The organism is Streptomyces sp. NPDC046303 (genome assembly GCF_055588085.1).
This window is the reverse complement of sequence record NZ_JBVJFA010000020.1, coordinates 89,401-106,822: the sequence shown is the minus strand read 5'-3', so window position 1 is coordinate 106,822 and position 17,422 is coordinate 89,401. Positions and strand designations below refer to the sequence as shown.

Here is a 17,422-nt window from a genome sequence, read left to right as displayed (position 1 = left end):
GCCGGCCGGGCTCAGGCGGAGAGGTGCCGCCACTTCTCGTGCACGGTGACGCGGGTGAGCCGCCAGCCGTCGTACGTACGGGCCAGTGCGAAGGTATAGCGTCCCGCGGCCACGAAGTCGGGCGCCGTGACCGTGCCGTCGAACCCGTCCCCCGCCAGCCGCATCGGATTGACGTAGTCCGCCCGCACTTCGGCCCGGTCGCCGGGGGAGCCGCCCAGGTCCTCCAGCCGTATCAGCCGGTTGACGATCAGGTGCTGCCGCACCGGGAAGAGCCTCATCGTCTCGGCCAGCCAGTCCGCGACCTCCCCGGCCGGGCCCTCGATCCCGCCCGCCGAGCCGTAGTCGGCCCGCCCGGCCGGCGTGAACAGGGCACGGTAGGCCGCCCAGTCGCCGTCGTCGACGGCCACCGCGTACCCCGTGACCACCTCGTCGATCGCCAGCCGGTCCATGACCGTGGCGAGGTCCACACGCTGCGTCATCGGCCAAGTGTGGGGCTGCGGCGGCACGAGGCCAAGGGGGCTGCGCCCACGGGATCTTCCCGCGGCCGCTCAGTGACCGGAATACGCCTCCCGCTGCCGGACCACGACGAGGAACGCGTCGCTGTCCAGGTCCATCACCACCTCGGCCGGCACGCCCTCGCGCAACCGCTGCGCCGCGTACTCCTCGGCGGGCCAGCTTCCCCGCGGACTTCCGGCGGGAAAACGCTCCAGAACCACCCGACGCATGGGACACCCCCTGCTTCTCGCCTTCAGCTCTCTCCTGGCACAACGACGCGGAGGCCGTCCGGGAACGTTCCCGAACGGCCTCCGGTTCATGCGAAGCGGTGAGCGCAGTCCCTCTACTGGCCGGACTCGCCGGCGTGCGGGCTGAGCACGTCGGTGCCCACCAGTACGAACAGGGCGATGCCCAGCAGGATCCGGTAGATCACGAAGGGCATGAAGCTCTTGGTGGAAATGAACTTCATGAACCACGCGATGACCGCGTAGCCGACGAAGAAGGCGATGACCGTCGCGAAGATCGTCGGGCCCCAGGAGATGTGGCCCGGGTTCTCGGCCACGTCCTTCAGCTCGAACGCACCCGAGGCCAGCACGGCCGGGATGGCGAGGAGGAAGGAGTAACGGGCCGCCGCCTCACGGGTGAAGCCCAGCAGCAGACCGCCGGAGATCGTCGCGCCGGAGCGGGAGACGCCCGGGATCAGGGCCATCGCCTGGCAGAGGCCGAAGATCAGACCGTCCTTGACGCTGAGGTCGCTCAGGGTCTTGCGCTCACGGATCGCGCGGTGCCGGCCGCCCTCCTCGTCGCGGGCCGCCAGCCGGTCGGCGATGCCCAGCACGATGCCCATCACGATGAGCGTGGTGGCGATCAGGCGAAGATCGCGGAACGGACCCTCGATCTGGTCCTTGAAGGTCACGCCGAGGACACCGATCGGAATGGAGCCGACGATGACCAGCCAGCCCATCTTGGCGTCCTGCTCGGAGCGCAGCGACGCGGTGTACAGCGACCGGAACCAGGTGGAGATGATCCGCGCGATGTCCTTGCGGAAGTAGATCAGTACGGCGGCTTCGGTGCCGATCTGCGTGATGGCGGTGAAGGCCGCTCCCGGATCGTGCCAGCCGGCGAACGCCGCGGTCAGCCGCAGGTGGGCGCTGGAGGAGATCGGGAGGAACTCCGTAAGCCCCTGGACGAGACCGAGGATTAGGGATTCGAACCAGCTCATGTCGGGGTGCGCTCGTCCTTGTGATCGTCGGGCAGTTCGGGTCCGATGCTAGGGCCCGTGCGAGGCGCCGGTGACCACAGGGGGGTGCTGGGGCGCCGGTTCGCACGGCGCCGCGGGGATCCGGGCCGCTGCCAGACGGTGCCGCTTGCGCCAGGCGACCACCCCGGCGGCCACGACGGACACCACGATGAAGCCGAACGAGACGAGGAAGGCGGGCGACCCGGGGGAGGAGGCACTGGCCCCCGCGATCACGTACGCCGTGGTGTTCGGGACGACGCCCAGCGCCGTGGCGGCCAGGAACGGCACCCAGCCGCAGCGGGACACCGCCGCACAGTAGTTGGCCACCACGAACGGCATTCCGGGGAAGAGCCGCACGGCGAGCATCGAGCGGAATCCGTGCCGGCTGAGCTGGCCGTCGGCCGCCCGGAGCCAGCGGCCGCGCAGGTACGGGCGCAGCGCCTCCTGGCCCATGGCGCGTCCCAGCCCGAAGGCGATGCCGGCGCCGAGCACGGTGCCGCCGACCGCCGCGAGGAGGCCGAACTGGGTGCCGAAGACGGCGCCCGCGGCCAGGTTGAGCAGGGGACGGGGCACGAAGGCCGCCGTGCACACGCCGTACCCGGCGGCGAACAGCAGCACCGCCGTGCCCACCGGAAGCCCCGGGGGCCAGCCCTCCGACAGCACGCGCTGGGGCTCGTACAGCAGCACGCACACGCCGGCCGCCACCAGCAGCACGACGAGCAGCGACAGCCGGGTCCGCGGCGCGAGGAGGAGGGACATCCCGGGAGACTAGCCCACGTACGCGGCGGCCCGCCGTAATCTGGACCTCATGCCGCCCCACGACCGGCGACCTCCGAGCGTCCCGCACAGCGCCCTCGCGGACACCCTCCTGGACCGGCTGACCGGGACCTACGCGGGCGCCGCCGACCCCGCACAGGCCCGGGCCATGACCGCGTACATGAAGGACGTCGCGCCCTTCCTCGGCATCCCCGCCCCGCTGCGCCGCGAGCTGTCGAAGGCAGTGACCAAGGACACGCCCCGGCCGTCGGAGGCCGACTGCGCGGCGCTCGCGCTGCGCTGCTGGGAGCTCCCGGAGCGCGAGTACCACTACTTCGCGGTGGACTACCTGCGCCGGCACGTCTCCCGGTGCTCCTCCGGCCTGCTGCCCGTGGTCCGGCACCTGATCACCACCGTCCCGTGGTGGGACACGGTCGACCTGCTGGCCGCGCACACGGTCGGCCCGCTGGTGGCCGCCGACCCCGCGCAGGCGGCGGTGATGGACGAGTGGATCGGCGACGAGGACATCTGGCCCGCCCGCACCGCCCTGCTCCACCAGCTGCGCTACAAGTCCGCCACCGACACCGGCCGCCTCTTCGGCTACTGCCGCCGGCAGGCGGGCCACCCGGACTTCTTCATCCGCAAGGCCATCGGCTGGTGCCTGCGGGAGTACGCGAAGACGGACCCGGAAGCGGTGCGCGCGTTCGTCGAGGCCGAACGGGACTCCCTCGCGCCGCTGTCCGTGCGCGAGGCGCTCAAGAACCTCTGATCCCGCGGAGGTTCACGCGCGGATGCCGGGGCGGAAATCCATTCGACGGGCCGGGAGTCGTCCGGCAGGATCAGGGGCATGTCCCGGTACGCCTTCTCCGTCGCACCGTCCGCAGTCGCGGACGCGCCGAAGGCTGCCGCCCTCGCAGAGGCATTCCCCTTCGCCGCATTCGACGGCGCACGAAGCTGACCCTTCCCGGATCGTCCGGCGGACCCCACAGGGGGAGGGTCGGCCGGACTCAGGGGTCCCGTTCAGGCTTCGAAGACACGGGAAGACATCATGGCCAAGACGGCCTTCGTGCGGACCAAGCCGCACCTCAACATCGGCACCATGGGTCACGTCGACCACGGCAAGACCACCCTCACCGCCGCCATCACCAAGGTCCTCGCCGAGCGCGGGGGCGCCTCCTTCGTACCCTTCGACCGCATCGACCGGGCCCCCGAGGAGGCCCGGCGCGGGATCACCATCAACCTCACGCACGTCGAGTACGAGACCGACACCCGCCACTACGCCCACGTGGACATGCCCGGCCACGCCGACTACATCAAGAACATGGTCACCGGCGCCGCGCAGCTCGACGGGGCGATCCTCGTCGTTTCCGCGCTCGACGGGGTCATGCCCCAGACCGCCGAGCACGTGCTCCTCGCCCGGCAGGTCGGCGTCGACCACATCGTGGTCGCGCTCAACAAGGCCGACGCCGGGGACCCCGAGCTGACCGACCTGGTCGAGCTGGAGGTCCGCGAGCTGCTCGGCTCGCACGGCTACGGCGGTGACGGCGCGCCGGTCGTACGGGTCTCCGGACTCCGGGCGCTGGAGGGCGACCCACGGTGGACCGAGGCGATCCAGGCGCTGCTGGACGCGGTGGACACGTACGTGCCCACGCCCCAGCGGTACACGGACGCGCCGTTTCTCCTGCCGGTGGAGAACGTGCTCACCATCACCGGCCGCGGGACGGTCGTGACCGGCGCCGTCGAGCGCGGCACCATCCGGCCCGGCGACCGCGTGAGCCTGCTGGGCGGGGACGGCTCCCCCGACCCGGTCGTGGTCACGGGGCTGGAGACCTTCGGCAAGCCCATGGAGTCCGCCGAGGCCGGCGACAACGTCGCGCTGCTGCTGCGCGGAGTGCACCGCGACCAGGTGCGCCGCGGCGACGTGGTGGCCGCGCCCGGCAGCGTGGCGCCCAAGCGGCGCTTCACCGCACAGGTCTACCTGCTCTCGGCGCGCGAGGGCGGCCGTACCACCCCGGTCGCCACCGGCTACCGGCCGCAGTTCTACGTCCGCACCGCCGACGTGGTGGGGGACGTCGACCTGGGCGGGGCGGGCGTGGCCAGGCCGGGGGAGACGGTCGCCATGACCGTCGAACTCGGCCGGGACGTCCCGCTGGAGCCGGGGCTCGGCTTCGCGATCCGCGAGGGCGGGCGGACCGTCGGCGCGGGGACGGTGACGGCCGTACTCGGCTGACCGGCCGTTCCGGCCGGCGCCGACCCCGCTGTGGTGACGGCAGTGTGCCTGCGCGAGACTGCCGTCACCACAGGCATGCGCGGAGGGGCGGGCGGACATGGGCGGCGACACGGCACTGGTGCTCGGCGGCGGCGGACTGACGGGCGTCGGCTGGGAGAGCGGCATCCTGTACGGGCTCGCCCGCGCGGGCGTGGACCTCACGACCGCCGACCTCGTCGTCGGCACCTCGGCCGGGTCGGTGGTCGGCGCCCAGCTCACCTCCGGGCTGCTCACCCCGCAGGAGCTGTACGAGCGCCAGCTCGGCGACGCCACGGCGGAGCGGGCGGCGAAGCTGGGCGCGGGCCTCATCGCCCGGTACGCCATGGCGATGGTCCGCTCCCGGGACTCGGCGGCCTACCGCAGACACGTCGGCGCCCTCGCTCTGGCGGCGGACACCGGCGAGGAGGCGGAGCGGCGCAAGGTGCTGGCCGCCCGGCTGGTCTCGCACGAGTGGCCCGGGCGCCGGTTCGTCGTCACCGCCGTCGACGCGGTCAGCGGCGAGCCGGCCGACTTCGACCGGGACAGCGGGGCCGGACTGGTCGACGCGGTCTCGGCGAGCTGCGCGGTGCCCGGCGTGTGGCCGCCGGTGACGATCGGCGGGCGGCGGTACATCGACGGCGGAACCCGCTCGGCGACCAACGCGGACCTCGCCGCCGGATACGCACGCGTGGTCATCCTCGCGCCCATCGCCCTCGGTTCAAAGCTCGTCCCCTCGCCCGCGGCGCAGGCGGCGCGGCTGCGCGCCGCGGGCGCCCGGGTCCTGCTGATCACCCCGTCGGCCGCGGCCCGCAAGGTCTTCGGGCGCAACGTCCTGGACCCCGCCCGGCGCGACCCGGCCGCGCGGGCCGGGCTGGCGCAGGCCGCCGAGCACGCCGCCGACGCGGCCGCCGTCTGGTCGGCCTGACAATGGTGCGGTGAGCGACGAACAGATCCCGGTGATCCGGGACGTGGACCAGGGCACTGCCAAGCTGATGCCGGACGTGGACCGGGACCGGGCCTGGCTGCTCACCGTCGACGGGGCGCCGCAGTCGTACGTGGACCTGGACGATCCGGAGCACCTGGAGTTCGAGTACGCACGCCGCCTCGCGCACGTCCTGGACTGCGTGGCGGAGCCGGGGATCCCCCTCGACCTCCTGCACCTGGGCGGCGGCGGCCTGACCCTGCCGCGCTACGCGGCGGCGACGCGGGCGGGATCCCGGCAGACGGTGGTGGAGTTCGACGCGGGACTGGTGGAGCTGGTCGCCGAGCACCTGCCGCTCGCGGCGGGCTCGGGTGTCACGGTGCACGCCGCCGACGCCCGGGCCTGGCTGGCGGCGGCGCCCGCCGGGAGCGCGGACGTGGTCGTGGCCGACGTGTTCGGCGGTTCGCGGGTGCCGGCGCAGCTGACGTCGGTGGAGTACGCGCGGGAGGCGGCGCGGGTGCTGAGGCCCGGAGGGGTGTACGCGGCGAACCTGGCCGACGGGGCGCCGTTCGGCTTCCTGCGGGCGCAGCTGGCCAATTTCGGCGCCGCGTTCGCGGAGCTCGCGCTGATCGCGGAGCCGGCGGTGCTGAGGGGGCGGCGGTTCGGCAACGCGCTGCTCTTGGCGTCGGACGCCGCATTGCCGGTGGGGGCGCTGGCCCGGCGGTGCGCCGCGGATGCGTTTCCCGCCCGGGTGGAGTTCGGGGACGGGCTGGCGCGGTTCATGCGGGGGGCCGTGCCCGTGGGGGATGCGCAGGCCGCTCCGTCACCGGCGCCGCCGGAGGGCGCGTTCAGCATCGGCTGAGGGGCGGGCGCGGCGGTCGGCCCCGGCTGAGGAGGGGCGGGCGCGGTCGGCCTATGCCTTCGGCTCACGGCGGGTCATGTGGCGGACGTCCGGGATCAGGAGGACGAGGGCCGTGGCCAGGACCACCAGGGCCGCGCAGCCCCACAAGGCGTCGGTACGGCCGAAGGCCGATTCGGCCGGGCCCGCGAGCGCGGTGGCCAGCGGGAGCATCGACACCGAGCCGAACCAGTCGTACGCGGAGACCCGGGAGAACTTCTCCTCCGGGATCTCCTGGTGCATCGTCGTCATCCAGTTCACGCCGAAGACCTCGATGGCCAGGCCGCTGACCAGCATGACCGTGCACAGGCCCCACACGGGCAGCGGCACGGCCAGCCCGGCCGACGGCAGCGCGAGCGGGAACACGCACAGGGTGCCGACCAGCAGCAGCCTGCGCGGCTTCCAGGCCATCATCAGGACGGCGCCCGCGATGGTGCCCGCGCCGAAGAAGCCCAGGGCCACACCCCAGGGCGCGGGCCCGCCCAGTTGGTCCCGGGCGACCAGCGGACCGTAGACCGCCTCCGCGGCGCCGACGACCGCGACCACCACGGAGAACTGGAGCACGATGCTCCACAGCCAGGGCCTGGTCCTGACCTCCACCCAGCCCTCGCGCAGGTCGGCCAGCAGGCCGCCGCCGGGCGCCCGCTCGGGAACGTGGCTGACGTCGAGGAAGGCCCGCAGGGCGCCCGCGGCCGCGAAGGCGGCCGCGTCCACGGCCAGGACCCAGCCCGGTCCGATCGCGGCGATCATCGCTCCGCCGAGGGCCGCCCCGCCGAGGGCCGCGCCGCTCATCGCCATGCGGAAGAGCGCGAAGGCGCGGTTGGCGTGCTCGCCGGAGACGGTGGACAGCAGCATGCCTTCGGCCGCCGGGTTGAAGAAGGCCGTACCGGTGCCGCACAGCGCGGTCAGCAGCATCATCTGCCACAGCTGGGGGTCCCCGGCGAGGACGAGCAGCGCGAACGCGGCCTGGGAGAGGCAGTTGAGGGCGTTGGCCGCGACCATCACGCGGTGGCGCGGCAGCCGGTCGGCGAGAGCGCCGCCGACGAGCAGGAACAGGACGAGCGGCAGGGTGCGGGCGGCCGCGACCAGGCCGACGTCGGTGGCGGACCCCCCGGCGTCCATGACGGCGAAGGAGGCCGCGATGAGCGCTCCGTGGCTGCCGAGGTTCGTCACCACCGCCGCACCCGTGAGCAGGGTGTAGTTGCGGCCGGCCCAATCGGGCATGCGGCGGCGCGCGGTGGTGCGGGGAGGGGCGGCGGGGGGAGAACTCACCCCCGGACTATCCCCGCCCCGGGCCGAGAATCCAAACGGATTGCCGGCCCGGGGGAGGGGGGAAGGGAGATCAGCTGCCGGACAGGCGGACCGTGCTGAGGATCTTCTCCATCGTCTCCTTGCTGACCTCGTCCGGGACTCCGGCGGCGCTGTAGAGGATCCAGCTGGCGAAGTCACCCTTGGCGTTCTTGAAGCTGAACGCGATGGACTTGCCGTCGGAGGAGCACTTGTTCGCCTTCGGCTGGCCGGTCACGCTCGCGGTCGCCATGTGGCCCTTGAGGCCGGAGGCGGTGGTGTACTCCTTCGCCTCGGAGACCTGGGTGGTGCCCTTCGGCGCCTTCTGCGCGTACCCGGCGAACGCCCAGTTGCCCGCCTCGTTGCGCACGGCCTCGGCGGTGTCCTTCGCGCCCTGGCCGCCCTTGGTGCCGGTGCCGGCCAGGGACGTGGTCTCCTCGCGGCCGTCCTTATTGGAGTCGACCTTGCACCAGTCCTCCTTGAGGTAGGCGGGAGCCGACATCATGACGACGGCGGAACCGTCGTTCTTCGCCTCGTCCTCGAAGCCGATGGCCGTGCCGGAGCTCAGCACGTTCCACTCCGGCGGGACCTCGAAGGCCGTGCCGTGCTTGGGGTTGATGACCACCTTCCACCCCGGCACCGTCGGCTTCACGTCGCCTTCGGCCCGCGGGTTCGGGCTGCTGCCGCCCGGGGCGGGCGCCACGGGCGCCGAGACGGGGGCGGTGGGCTTGGCGTCCGCCTCGTCGGTCTTCTTGTCGTCCCGGGTCAGGACGAACGCGCCGGTCGCGGCGGCCGCCACGACCACCGCGGACGCGGCGACGATCGCCACGGTCTTGGTCTGGAAGGGGCTCCCGCCGCCCGGCTGCCGCGACGGTTGCTGGGGCGGCTGGGGCTGGCCCCACTGCTGGCCGGGAACGGTCGGCGGCTGCTGGTACCCGGGCTGCTGCGGGTACCCGTAACCGGGCTGCTGCTGCTGGTACGGGTTCGGCTGTCCCGACTGCTGCTGGTACGGGTTCTGTTGCGCGTCCTGGGGGTTCTGCTCGCCCCCGGGCGGCTGCTGCTGTCCTGGCCACATGGCCGGTAACGATAGTGGGAGCGGGCGCGGCGAGCCACGGCCGCCCCCGGTCCGGCTCTGGCCAAGGACATCTACTCGTGGGTAACATCGCGTTCCATGAGCGCAGACCAGATGAACGTGGGCGAACTGCTCGCCGCGACCGTGCCGATGGCCCGGACCCTGAACCTCCAGTTCCTGGAGACCACCCCCGAGCGCGCGGTCGTCCGCCTCCCGGACCAGCCCGACTTCCACAACCACGTCGGCGGCCCGCACGCCGGTGCCATGTTCACCCTCGCCGAGTCCGCGAGCGGCGCGATCGTCCTGGCCGCCTTCGGCGACCAGCTCTCGCGCGCCGTGCCCCTCGCCGTCAAGGCCGAGATCGGCTACAAGAAGCTCGCCAAGGGCGTCGTGACCGCCACCGCCACCCTCGGCCGCCCCGCGGCGGAGGTCGTGGCCGAACTCGACGCGGGCGGCCGCCCCGAGTTCCCGGTCACCATCGCCATCCAGCGCGAGGACGAGGCCGTCACCGGCGAGATGACCGTCGTGTGGACGCTGCGCCCCAACGCGTGAGCGAGCCGCGGTACTAGAGTCCCTCGCACGACGATGGAGGGGAGAACCCGTGGCGAAGGTCAACATCAGCCTCGATGCCGAGCTCGTGGTGGAGGTGATGGTGCTCGCCGGGGTCGGATCGCCGCAGGACGCGGTGGAGGCCGTCGTACGCGACTACATCGCGCGAGGCCACCGCACCGAGGCGCGCGTCCAGCCGCGGGACGAACCCGAGCGGGACCCCGACAGCGTCCCGCAGCCGCCGCAGGGCTGAAACCGGGCGGCCCGGTGGCGCGTCCCGCCCCGGCCCCGGCGCGGCGCGGCGCACAGTGGGTGGGGGGCGGTCCGGCGCGGGCCGCCCCCTCCGGCTGACGTCGCAGGGAGCGCGCATGAGCGAGGCCGTGTCCAGACGTTCCGCGATGCGGCTGCTCGCCGGGGCGGGCCTGGCGGGGGTGGGCGGGTGCGCCGCCACCGTGCCGCCCGGCGCGGAACTCCGCAACGCGGCCTCCCCGGTGCCCGCGCCACCCGCCGGGACCGCCGAGCCCGCGAGCGCCGCCCGGATCGACTCGCTCCTGGAGCGGCTCACCCTCGACGAGAAGACCGCCCTGCTCCACGGCGGCCCGGACCCGGCCTCCCTCGGCCAGGCCGGATACCTCCCCGGCATCCCGCGCCTGGGCATCCCCGCACTCCGCCTCGCCGACGGGCCCGCCGGGGTACGCGTCGCCCGGCCCGCCACCGCCCTGCCCGCGCCGGTCCTGCTCGCCTCCGCCTTCGACCCGGCGCTGGCCCGCGAGTACGGCCGCGTCATGGGCCGCGAGGGCCGCGCGCTCGGCCAGGACGTACTCCTGTCGCCCCGGGCCAACCTCATCCGCACCCCGTACGCGGGCCGGAACGCCGAGACCTTCGCCGAGGAACCGCGCCTCACCGCCGACCTGGTCGCCGCGGTGACCCGCGGGATCCAGGACGAGGGGCTCATCGCCGCCGTCACCTACTTCGCCCTCGACAACCAGGAACACGGCCGCGACACCCTCGACGTCATCGCCGACGAGCGGACCCTGCACGAGACCGAACTACGCGGCTTCGAGGCGGCCGTGGCCGCCGGCGCCGGCGCGGTGATGGCCGCCGCCCACAAGGTCAACGGCGTGTACGCCTGCGAGAGCGGACCCCTGCTCGACGACGTGCTGCGCGGCGCCTGGGACTTCGACGGCTGGGTGATGTCCGACTGGGACGCCACCCACAGCACCGTCGCCGCCATCGGCGCCGGACTCGACATGGAGATGCCCGCCGGCACCCGCTACGGCGGCCCGCTGCGCGAGGCGGTGCGCGCCGGCTCCGTCCCCGAGGGCGCCGTCGACCTCGCCGTACGCCGGATCCTGACCACCATGGACCGCTTCGGGCTGCTCGCGGCCCGGCCCGCCGCACGGCCCGCGCGCGAGGCGGCCGCCGGGGCGCGGGTCGCCCGCAAGGTGGCCACCGCCGGAGCGGTGCTGCTGCGCAACGAACACGCCACCCTGCCGCTGACCGGCGCCGCCGCACGCTCCATCGCGGTGATCGGACCGACCGGCCAGGTCCCGTTCGTCAGCGGCGGCGGGCGCGCCCACGTGGTCCCCGACCGGGCCGCCGCCCCGCTCACCGCCATCCGCCAGCGCGCCGGGAACGGCTCGACCGTGCGCTACGCCCTCGGCGAGGACCTGTACGGCCGGGCGCTGCCCGCCGCCCTGCTGACGCCGCCGGCCGCTCTGGACGACCGGGCGGTGGACCCCCGGGGCGAGTGGAGGTACGAGGGCGAGTTCCGGCTCGCGGCGGACGACGAGTGGACTCTGCTCGTCCACTACACCGGGCGGCGGCCGGGCGTGCGGCTGGACGGGGAGGAACTGTTCCCCGTACGGCCGGGCGAGGACGGGTCCTCCGCGGGCGGACTGCTCGACTCGGCACCCGACGGAATGACCGTCCGGCGCCGCACGCTCGCCCTGAAGGCGGGTGTCCACCGGCTCGCCGTGACCGCCCGGGGCGGTGACAGGGTCCAGCGGTTCCGGCTGCGGCACACCACGAAGGCCACCCGGGCCGCGGACCTCGCAGAAGCGGTGAGGATCGCGAAGGCGGCCCGCAGCGTGGTCCTGTTCGCCTACGAGGACGCCGCCGAGGGCAGGGACCGGACCACACTGGAGCTGCCCGGCGGCCAGGCCGCGCTCATCGAGGCGGTCGCCGCCGCCAACCCCCGCACCGCGGTCGTGCTCAACACGCCGTCGAGCACGACCATGCCGTGGCTCGCCCGGACCGGGGCGGTGCTGCAGATGTACCACCCCGGCCAGGAGGGCGCGGGCGCCACCGCCGACATCCTCTTCGGCGACGTGGATCCGGGCGGCCGGCTCACCCAGACCTTCCCGGCCGACGAGCAGTCGACGCCGCTGGGCGGGGACCCCAAGCGCTACCCGGGGGTCGGCGGCCGGCAGGAGTACGGCGAGGGCATCCACGTCGGCCACCGCTGGTACGACGCGCAGCGGGTGGCCCCGCTGTTCCCCTTCGGGCACGGGCTCTCGTACACGACCTGGCAGTACGAGAAGCTCACGGTCCAGCCGGGCGCCGTCCCGGGGGAACCCGACGGCCTGCGCGTGGAGTTCACCGTCCGCAACACCGGCCGCCGCAAGGGCACCGAGGTGGCCCAGGTGTACGTGGGTCCGTCCCCGGACCTCGAGCTCGACCAGCCGGTGCGCGCGCTGGCCGGCTACCGCCGGCTGACCCTCGCGCCGGGGCAGGCGCAGCGGGTCGTCGTCGACGTCGATGCCCGGACGCTGTCCTCGTGGGATCCCGTACGGCGCGCGTGGGTGCTGGGCTCCGGCCGCCGCGAGGTGTTCGCGGGCCGTTCCTCGCGTGAACTGCCACTGAGGTCAAAGGCGGTGGTGGGGAGCCGATAGGCTGCCCGTCCGGTGTGTCACAGGGGGCACGCCGGGGACGATTCGGGAGGACGCACCGGTGCACATCCAGGAATGGCTGGAGACGATTCCGGCGGTCAGCATCTATCTCCTCGTGGGTCTGGTCATCGGCCTGGAGAGCCTCGGCATCCCGCTGCCGGGCGAGATCGTCCTGGTCAGCTCGGCCCTGCTCGCCTCCCAGCACGGGGAGATCGACCCGGTCGTACTGGGCATCTGCGCGACCACGGGGGCGATCGTGGGCGACTCGATCGGCTACGCGATCGGGCGCAGGGGCGGCAAGCCGCTGCTGGAGAAGCTGGGCCGGCGCTTCCCCAAGCACTTCGGGCCGGACCAGGTGGCGCTGGCGGAACGCTCCTTCGAGCGGTGGGGCATGTGGGCCGTCTTCTTCGGGCGGTTCGTGGCGCTGCTGCGGATCTTCGCCGGGCCGCTGGCGGGCGTGCTGCACATGCCGTACTGGAAGTTCCTGATCGCCAACATCTTCGGCGGGATCCTCTGGGCGGGCGGCACCACGGCCGTCATCTACTCGGTCGGAGTCGTCGCCGAACCGTGGCTGAAGCGGTTCTCCTGGCTGGCACTGGGCCTCGCCGTGGTGTTCGCCGTCGCGGTGACGCTGGTGATGCGCAGCCGGATGAAGAAGGCGGCCGCGGCGGCGGCCACGCCGGCGGGGGCCGCGGTTCCCGCACAGCAGGCGGTCGGGGCGACCGTCGGCGAGTGACGGCCGTGGCGCGACCGGAGGGCGACTGGTCCGACGAGGGCCGGTCGGACCAGTACAACCCGCTGGTGAACGGGCTGGGCCGGGCGGCGGAGAGCGGCGACACGGCCGCGGTACGGCAGCTGCTGGCCGCGGGGGCCGAGGTCGACGCCTGGGTGCCCGGTGCCCGGCGGGCGCTGGACCTGGCGGTGTGCGGCGGGCACACGGAGACCGTCCGGCTGCTCCTCGCGGAGGGCGCCGACCCCCGGCTCGATGCCGGCCCGTACGACGAGACGACACCGCTGGCGCTGGCGGCGGCGAACGGGCACACGGACGTCGCCCGGGCCCTCCTCGACGCCGGCGCGCCACCGGGCGGCCCCGCCGGACGGATGCGGTACGTGCCGCTGGTCCTGGCGGCCACGCCGGACGGGTTCCCGGACACCGTGGACCTGCTCCTGGAGCGTGGCGCCGACATCGAAGAGCGGACGATGCGGGACCTCACGCCGCTCGACTGGGCCGCCCGCTTCGGAGCCGCCCCGATGGTGGAGCACCTGCTGGCGCGCGGTGCCACCCTGACCCGGCGGACGGTGCAGGAGGCGAGGGAGGGGCGGGCCTGGGCCGCCGCCCGGCCGGGACCCGACACCCGCGCCCCCCGGTACGCGGCGGTGCTGTCCCTGCTCCGGGCGGCGTGGCAGGACCGGGACCGGAACACGGGGGACTCCTGGGCGGCTAGACCTCCGGGGTGAGCGTGACCGAGGCGCGGTGCTGCTTGGCCAGTTCCACGTACATCTGGGCGTTGAGCTTGATGTGCTCGCGTTCCTCCCCGGTCAGCTCGCGCCGCACCTTGGCCGGGACGCCCGCGACCAGCGAGCCGGGCGGGACGACCATGCCCTGGGGGACCAGCGCCTGCGCGGCGACCAGCGAGCCGGCGCCGATGACCGCACCGTTCAGGACGGTCGCGCCCATGCCGATCAGGCAGTCGTCCTCGACGGTGCAGCCGTGCACGACGGCGTTGTGGCCGATGGAGACCCGCTCGCCGATCGACACCGGGAATCCGGGGTCCACGTGGATCGTGCAGTTGTCCTGCACGTTGCTGTCCGCGCCGAGCGCGATCGGGCCGCAGTCGGCGCGCAGCACGGCCGAGTACCAGATGCTCGCGCCGGCGGCCAGGGTGACCTCGCCGACGACGACGGAGGTGGGTGCGGCGAAGGCGGTCGGGTCGAGGGACGGCTGCTTGCCGCCCACGCCCGCGATGAGTGCCTGGCCCTGCGTCGCATGCTGCGTCATGATCATTTCCTCTGTTTCCGGATGCCGCGCTACCGGCACGGTAGGGCACGCGCCCCGCCCGCCCCGCGATGGGGTGAAGATCACAGGATCGTGGTCCGGACGACCGGCCCCCGGCGGACTACCGTGGCCGGGTGCCGAAGAACCAGAACACGTTCTCCTCTCTGGCGGCCCTGCGCCGCCGGCTGGCGAACCGCGCGGTCCACACCGGCTGGCGCTGGATGCAGCGGGCCGGCGCGGTCACCGCGCACACCCCGGGGCGGCTGCGGTTCGGCGCGATCGGGCCCGCCACCCGGCTCGCCTTCCCGCAGGGCACCATCTTCGGAGAGCCCTGGATCCGGCTCGGTGACCACTGCATCATCGGCGAGCAGGTCACCCTCACCGCCGGGATGATGCCGGACCTCGACCTCGGCACGGAGCCGATGCTCGTCCTCGGCGACGGTGTGGTCATCGGCCGGGACAGCCACGTGATCGCCGACGCCCCGATCACCATAGGGAACGACACCTTCTGCGGCCCCGGGGTGTACATCACCTCCACGAACCACAGTTACGACGATCCGCACCAGCCCGTCGGCAGGCAGTGGCCGCGCAGCGCGCCGGTCGAGATCGGCCCGGGCTGCTGGCTGGGTACGGGCTCGGTCGTCCTGCCGGGCGCGCGGCTGGGCCGCAACGTCGTGGTGGCCGCGGGTGCCGTCGTACGGGGCGAGGTGCCGGACCACGCCGTGGTGGCCGGCGCTCCGGCGCGCGTCGTCCGCCGCTGGGAGCCGGAGACCGGCTGGCAGCCCCCGCTGCGCACACCGGCGCCGGTGCCGATCCCCGACGGGATGACCCCGGAACAGCTGCGCGGCCTGGCGGAGCTGGCGGAATCGGAGCTGGCGGAGCTGGCGGAGCCGGCGGAATCGGATCTCGCGGAGTCCGAACCGGCGGGAGCCGAAGCGGCGGGAGCCGAACCGGCGGGGGCCGAGTTCGTGGAGGCCGAGAAGGCCTAGGGGGTGCCAGGCGGCCCGGGCCCGGCGCTGATCCACCAGGACACCCCTACCTACCCCGCGGCCAGCAGGGCCGTGCCGGCCAGGGCCAGGCCCGCGCCCGCCGCCTGGACCGGGCGCAGGCGCTCCTTCAGTACGGCGAAGGCCGCCAGCGCGGTGATCACCGGGTAGAGCGAGGACAGTACGGCGGCGATGGTGACCGGGCCGTTCTGCGCGGCGATGGAGTAGGTGCCGTTCGCCGCGACGTCGGCGAGGCCGACGAAGGCCAGTGCGGGCAGCATCGCCCACAGGGCGCGCGGGCTCGTGCCCGCCGGGAGCGCCGGGGTGCCCCGCCGGGTCCGGACCCACAGGGCGGCGCCGCCCACGGCGACGTTGGTGACGCGCTGCACGAACAGGGCCAGGAACAGGCCGGTCACGGTGGCGGAGGCCTCGGCGATCAGGGCCATCACGGCGCCGAACCCGAAGGCGGCGACCAGGGTGAGGACAACGGCCTGCCGCTGGACGGGTGCACCGCGCAGTTCCGGTCCGCCCGCGAGGACGATGCCGGCGACGGCCACCACGATGCCGGCGAACTGTCCGGGGCCGGGCCGCTCGCCCAGGACCAGGCCTGCGGTGACCGGGACGACGACCCCGAGGGAGCCGAGCGGCGAGACCACGCCCATCGGCCCGAGCGCCAGCGCCTTGTAGAAGCTGAGCATGGCCACCGGTCCGACCAGCCCCGCGCCGACCGCGAACCACAGCTGCGGGCCCGCCTCGCGCCAGGCGCCGGTGCTGAGCACGACGGCGCCGAGCACGAACACGGCGACGACCTGCGAGACGACGACCACGGTCAGCGCCGGTATCCGGCGGGTCAGCAGCCCGCCGCCGAAGTCCGCGAGGCCCCACAGGACGGCCGTGGCCAAGGCGAAGAGGGCGGTCATGGCAGGCCTCGCAGTACAGTGCGGTGAACGGTGGGGTGCAGCATCGAGCACTCCGCAGGGTAGTTCACTGTACTGCACTGCGTCATCCACAATATTGGACGGAACGTGTCGGATCTCGAACAGCTCACCCAGACGCTCGCCCGGAACCTCAAGCGGTGGCGCGGAGAGCGCGGCTTCACCCTGGACTCCCTCGCGGCCCGTTCGGGAGTGAGCCGCGGGATGATCATCCAGATCGAGCAGGCCCGTACGAACCCGAGCGTCGGCACCACCGTCAAACTGGCCGACGCGCTCGGCGTCAGCATCTCCACGCTCCTCGACCACGGCCGCGGCCCGCAGGTGCGGATCGTCCCGCCGGACCAGAGCGTACGGATCTGGTCCAGCGAGGCGGGCAGTTCGACGACCATGCTGATCGGCACCGACGAACGGGGGCCGATGGAGCTGTGGACCTGGCACCTGGTGCCGGGCGAGGCCACGGAGTCCGCCCCCCACCCCTCCGGCACCATCGAGATGCTGCACGTCACGGCCGGGGAGCTGACGCTGGTGGTCGGCGAGGAGCGGTTCAGCGTACCGGCCGGCGCCGCGGCCGCCTTCGAGGCCAACCTCCCGCACGGCTACCGCAACGACGGCTCCGTGCCCATGGAGATGACCCTCGCGGTGTCCGTGCCGCCGGTCTCGGCACCGGTCTAGCAGGGCCGGCCGGTACGTTGCGCTAGAGCGCCGGGATCTCGATCGCCGGGCAGCGGTCCATGACCATGGTCAGCCCGGCCGCGCGGGTGCGCTCGAAGGCGGCCTCGTCGATCACGCCCAGCTGGAACCAGACGGCGTCCGCTCCGACGGCCGCCGCCTGGTCGGCCACCGGCCCCGCCAGCTCGCTGTTCACGAACACGTCCACCACGTCCACCTTGAAGGGGATCGCCTCCAGCGAGGCGTACCCGGGCTCCCCGTGCACCGTCTCCGCCTTGGGATGTACGGGGATCACCCGCTTGCCGAACTGCTGCAGGACGCGCGCCACCCCGTAGGCCGCCCGGTCCCGGTTGTTCGAGAGGCCCACCACGGCCCAGGTGTCGCCCAGTTCGGTGAGGATCTTGCGGATGGTCGCCGGATCGCCGTACACGTGTGCCGCCTCCTGCTGCTGTGCCTGCTGTTTTCGCGCTGCTTGCTC

At 73.7% G+C, this 17,422-nt stretch carries 20 protein-coding genes; 11 read left to right on the top strand and 9 right to left on the bottom strand.

Features of this window, described 5'->3' with window-relative positions; genetic code table 11:
• Nucleotides 1-11: 11 nt before the first annotated feature.
• The 4 genes from ACZ6I1_RS21945 to ACZ6I1_RS21930 all read right to left on the bottom strand — a co-directional run bounded on the left by ACZ6I1_RS21945 (nucleotide 12) and on the right by ACZ6I1_RS21930 (nucleotide 2,494).
• Nucleotides 12-479, bottom strand: a complete 468-nt coding sequence (locus ACZ6I1_RS21945) for a nuclear transport factor 2 family protein (RefSeq protein ID WP_469289601.1) — start codon at nucleotides 477-479, stop codon at nucleotides 12-14.
• Nucleotides 480-548: 69 nt separating this feature from the next.
• Entirely contained in the window at nucleotides 549-725 is a 177-nt protein-coding gene (locus tag ACZ6I1_RS21940) for a hypothetical protein (RefSeq protein ID WP_215149723.1), read from the bottom strand.
• A gap of 113 nt (nucleotides 726-838) precedes the next feature.
• Nucleotides 839-1,717, bottom strand: coding sequence for an undecaprenyl-diphosphate phosphatase (locus tag ACZ6I1_RS21935; protein ID WP_469289599.1), 879 nt, complete (start codon nucleotides 1,715-1,717; stop codon nucleotides 839-841).
• Between the two features lie 48 nt (nucleotides 1,718-1,765).
• The gene (locus tag ACZ6I1_RS21930) at nucleotides 1,766-2,494 is read right to left on the bottom strand and encodes a TVP38/TMEM64 family protein (protein ID WP_469289597.1); all 729 of its coding nucleotides are present in this window, start codon (nucleotides 2,492-2,494) and stop codon (nucleotides 1,766-1,768) included.
• Nucleotides 2,495-2,543: 49 nt separating this feature from the next.
• Between ACZ6I1_RS21930 and ACZ6I1_RS21925 the strand changes: the two genes are divergently transcribed.
• From ACZ6I1_RS21925 to ACZ6I1_RS21910, 4 genes are all read left to right on the top strand, one after another.
• Nucleotides 2,544-3,260 (top strand): DNA alkylation repair protein, encoded by a 717-nt coding sequence (locus ACZ6I1_RS21925; RefSeq protein ID WP_469289596.1) that lies wholly within the window; start codon nucleotides 2,544-2,546, stop codon nucleotides 3,258-3,260.
• Between the two features lie 279 nt (nucleotides 3,261-3,539).
• Entirely contained in the window at nucleotides 3,540-4,721 is a 1,182-nt protein-coding gene (gene tuf / locus ACZ6I1_RS21920) for an elongation factor Tu (RefSeq protein ID WP_469289595.1), read from the top strand.
• A gap of 97 nt (nucleotides 4,722-4,818) precedes the next feature.
• The gene (locus tag ACZ6I1_RS21915) at nucleotides 4,819-5,664 is read left to right on the top strand and encodes a patatin-like phospholipase family protein (RefSeq protein WP_469289594.1); all 846 of its coding nucleotides are present in this window, start codon (nucleotides 4,819-4,821) and stop codon (nucleotides 5,662-5,664) included.
• A gap of 67 nt (nucleotides 5,665-5,731) precedes the next feature.
• Nucleotides 5,732-6,523 (top strand): spermidine synthase, encoded by a 792-nt coding sequence (locus tag ACZ6I1_RS21910; protein WP_469289673.1) that lies wholly within the window; start codon nucleotides 5,732-5,734, stop codon nucleotides 6,521-6,523.
• 51 nt (nucleotides 6,524-6,574) lie between these two features.
• Here the strand turns inward: ACZ6I1_RS21910 and ACZ6I1_RS21905 are convergent, their stop codons facing one another.
• On the bottom strand, nucleotides 6,575-7,783 hold the full coding sequence (locus ACZ6I1_RS21905; RefSeq protein ID WP_469289672.1) for an MFS transporter: 1,209 nt from the start codon (nucleotides 7,781-7,783) through the stop codon (nucleotides 6,575-6,577).
• A 118-nt stretch (nucleotides 7,784-7,901) separates the two neighbouring features.
• Nucleotides 7,902-8,921, bottom strand: a complete 1,020-nt coding sequence (locus ACZ6I1_RS21900) for a DUF8017 domain-containing protein (RefSeq protein ID WP_469289592.1) — start codon at nucleotides 8,919-8,921, stop codon at nucleotides 7,902-7,904.
• 96 nt (nucleotides 8,922-9,017) lie between these two features.
• Here ACZ6I1_RS21900 and ACZ6I1_RS21895 point away from each other — a divergent pair, with 96 nt between their 5' ends.
• The 5 genes from ACZ6I1_RS21895 to ACZ6I1_RS21875 all read left to right on the top strand — a co-directional run bounded on the left by ACZ6I1_RS21895 (nucleotide 9,018) and on the right by ACZ6I1_RS21875 (nucleotide 13,816).
• Nucleotides 9,018-9,470 carry a DUF4442 domain-containing protein gene (locus tag ACZ6I1_RS21895; RefSeq protein WP_078904414.1) on the top strand — a complete coding sequence of 151 codons (453 nt, stop codon included), beginning with the start codon at nucleotides 9,018-9,020 and terminating at the stop codon, nucleotides 9,468-9,470.
• Nucleotides 9,471-9,519: 49 nt separating this feature from the next.
• On the top strand, nucleotides 9,520-9,720 hold the full coding sequence (locus ACZ6I1_RS21890) for a type II toxin-antitoxin system VapB family antitoxin (protein ID WP_469289591.1): 201 nt from the start codon (nucleotides 9,520-9,522) through the stop codon (nucleotides 9,718-9,720).
• 115 nt (nucleotides 9,721-9,835) lie between these two features.
• Entirely contained in the window at nucleotides 9,836-12,361 is a 2,526-nt protein-coding gene (locus ACZ6I1_RS21885; protein ID WP_469289590.1) for a beta-glucosidase, read from the top strand.
• 58 nt (nucleotides 12,362-12,419) lie between these two features.
• Nucleotides 12,420-13,094: a DedA family protein gene (locus ACZ6I1_RS21880; RefSeq protein ID WP_469289588.1), complete on the top strand. Its 675-nt coding sequence runs from the start codon at nucleotides 12,420-12,422 to the stop codon at nucleotides 13,092-13,094.
• Nucleotides 13,091-13,816 carry an ankyrin repeat domain-containing protein gene (locus ACZ6I1_RS21875; protein WP_469289586.1) on the top strand — a complete coding sequence of 242 codons (726 nt, stop codon included), beginning with the start codon at nucleotides 13,091-13,093 and terminating at the stop codon, nucleotides 13,814-13,816. Before ACZ6I1_RS21880 ends, ACZ6I1_RS21875 begins: the two co-directional genes overlap by 4 nt.
• Here ACZ6I1_RS21875 and ACZ6I1_RS21870 read toward each other — a convergent pair.
• Nucleotides 13,800-14,357 carry a gamma carbonic anhydrase family protein gene (locus tag ACZ6I1_RS21870; RefSeq protein WP_469289585.1) on the bottom strand — a complete coding sequence of 186 codons (558 nt, stop codon included), beginning with the start codon at nucleotides 14,355-14,357 and terminating at the stop codon, nucleotides 13,800-13,802. The two genes, ACZ6I1_RS21875 and ACZ6I1_RS21870, sit on opposite strands and share 17 nt — an antisense overlap.
• Before the next feature lie 131 nt (nucleotides 14,358-14,488).
• Here ACZ6I1_RS21870 and ACZ6I1_RS21865 point away from each other — a divergent pair, with 131 nt between their 5' ends.
• Nucleotides 14,489-15,343, top strand: coding sequence for an acyltransferase (locus ACZ6I1_RS21865; RefSeq protein ID WP_469289583.1), 855 nt, complete (start codon nucleotides 14,489-14,491; stop codon nucleotides 15,341-15,343).
• A 50-nt stretch (nucleotides 15,344-15,393) separates the two neighbouring features.
• Here the strand turns inward: ACZ6I1_RS21865 and ACZ6I1_RS21860 are convergent, their stop codons facing one another.
• Nucleotides 15,394-16,260: an EamA family transporter gene (locus ACZ6I1_RS21860; protein WP_469289581.1), complete on the bottom strand. Its 867-nt coding sequence runs from the start codon at nucleotides 16,258-16,260 to the stop codon at nucleotides 15,394-15,396.
• Between the two features lie 105 nt (nucleotides 16,261-16,365).
• Here ACZ6I1_RS21860 and ACZ6I1_RS21855 point away from each other — a divergent pair, with 105 nt between their 5' ends.
• A complete protein-coding gene (locus ACZ6I1_RS21855) occupies nucleotides 16,366-16,947 on the top strand; it encodes a helix-turn-helix domain-containing protein (protein WP_469289579.1) in 582 nt (193 codons plus the stop codon).
• 22 nt (nucleotides 16,948-16,969) lie between these two features.
• Here ACZ6I1_RS21855 and ACZ6I1_RS21850 read toward each other — a convergent pair whose 3' ends face one another.
• Entirely contained in the window at nucleotides 16,970-17,374 is a 405-nt protein-coding gene (locus tag ACZ6I1_RS21850; RefSeq protein WP_469289577.1) for a CoA-binding protein, read from the bottom strand.
• Between the last annotated feature and the right edge of the window lie 48 nt (nucleotides 17,375-17,422).

Excerpts from the sequence above, each read along its gene's own strand:
- ACZ6I1_RS21935 (WP_469289599.1), bottom strand. The coding sequence starts at position 1,717 with ATGAGCTGGTTCGAATCCCTAATCCTCGGTCTCGTCCAGGGGCTTACG.
- ACZ6I1_RS21945 (WP_469289601.1), bottom strand. The coding sequence starts at position 479 with ATGACGCAGCGTGTGGACCTCGCCACGGTCATGGACCGGCTGGCGATC.
- ACZ6I1_RS21930 (WP_469289597.1), bottom strand. The coding sequence starts at position 2,494 with ATGTCCCTCCTCCTCGCGCCGCGGACCCGGCTGTCGCTGCTCGTCGTG.
- ACZ6I1_RS21860 (WP_469289581.1), bottom strand. The coding sequence starts at position 16,260 with ATGACCGCCCTCTTCGCCTTGGCCACGGCCGTCCTGTGGGGCCTCGCG.
- ACZ6I1_RS21910 (WP_469289673.1), top strand. The coding sequence starts at position 5,732 with ATGCCGGACGTGGACCGGGACCGGGCCTGGCTGCTCACCGTCGACGGG.
- ACZ6I1_RS21885 (WP_469289590.1), top strand. The coding sequence starts at position 9,836 with ATGAGCGAGGCCGTGTCCAGACGTTCCGCGATGCGGCTGCTCGCCGGG.
- ACZ6I1_RS21895 (WP_078904414.1), top strand. The coding sequence starts at position 9,018 with ATGAGCGCAGACCAGATGAACGTGGGCGAACTGCTCGCCGCGACCGTG.
- ACZ6I1_RS21940 (WP_215149723.1), bottom strand. The coding sequence starts at position 725 with ATGCGTCGGGTGGTTCTGGAGCGTTTTCCCGCCGGAAGTCCGCGGGGA.
- ACZ6I1_RS21870 (WP_469289585.1), bottom strand. The coding sequence starts at position 14,357 with ATGACGCAGCATGCGACGCAGGGCCAGGCACTCATCGCGGGCGTGGGC.
- ACZ6I1_RS21925 (WP_469289596.1), top strand. The coding sequence starts at position 2,544 with ATGCCGCCCCACGACCGGCGACCTCCGAGCGTCCCGCACAGCGCCCTC.
- ACZ6I1_RS21915 (WP_469289594.1), top strand. The coding sequence starts at position 4,819 with ATGGGCGGCGACACGGCACTGGTGCTCGGCGGCGGCGGACTGACGGGC.
- ACZ6I1_RS21900 (WP_469289592.1), bottom strand. The coding sequence starts at position 8,921 with ATGTGGCCAGGACAGCAGCAGCCGCCCGGGGGCGAGCAGAACCCCCAG.
- ACZ6I1_RS21905 (WP_469289672.1), bottom strand. The coding sequence starts at position 7,783 with ATGCCCGATTGGGCCGGCCGCAACTACACCCTGCTCACGGGTGCGGCG.
- tuf (WP_469289595.1), top strand. The coding sequence starts at position 3,540 with ATGGCCAAGACGGCCTTCGTGCGGACCAAGCCGCACCTCAACATCGGC.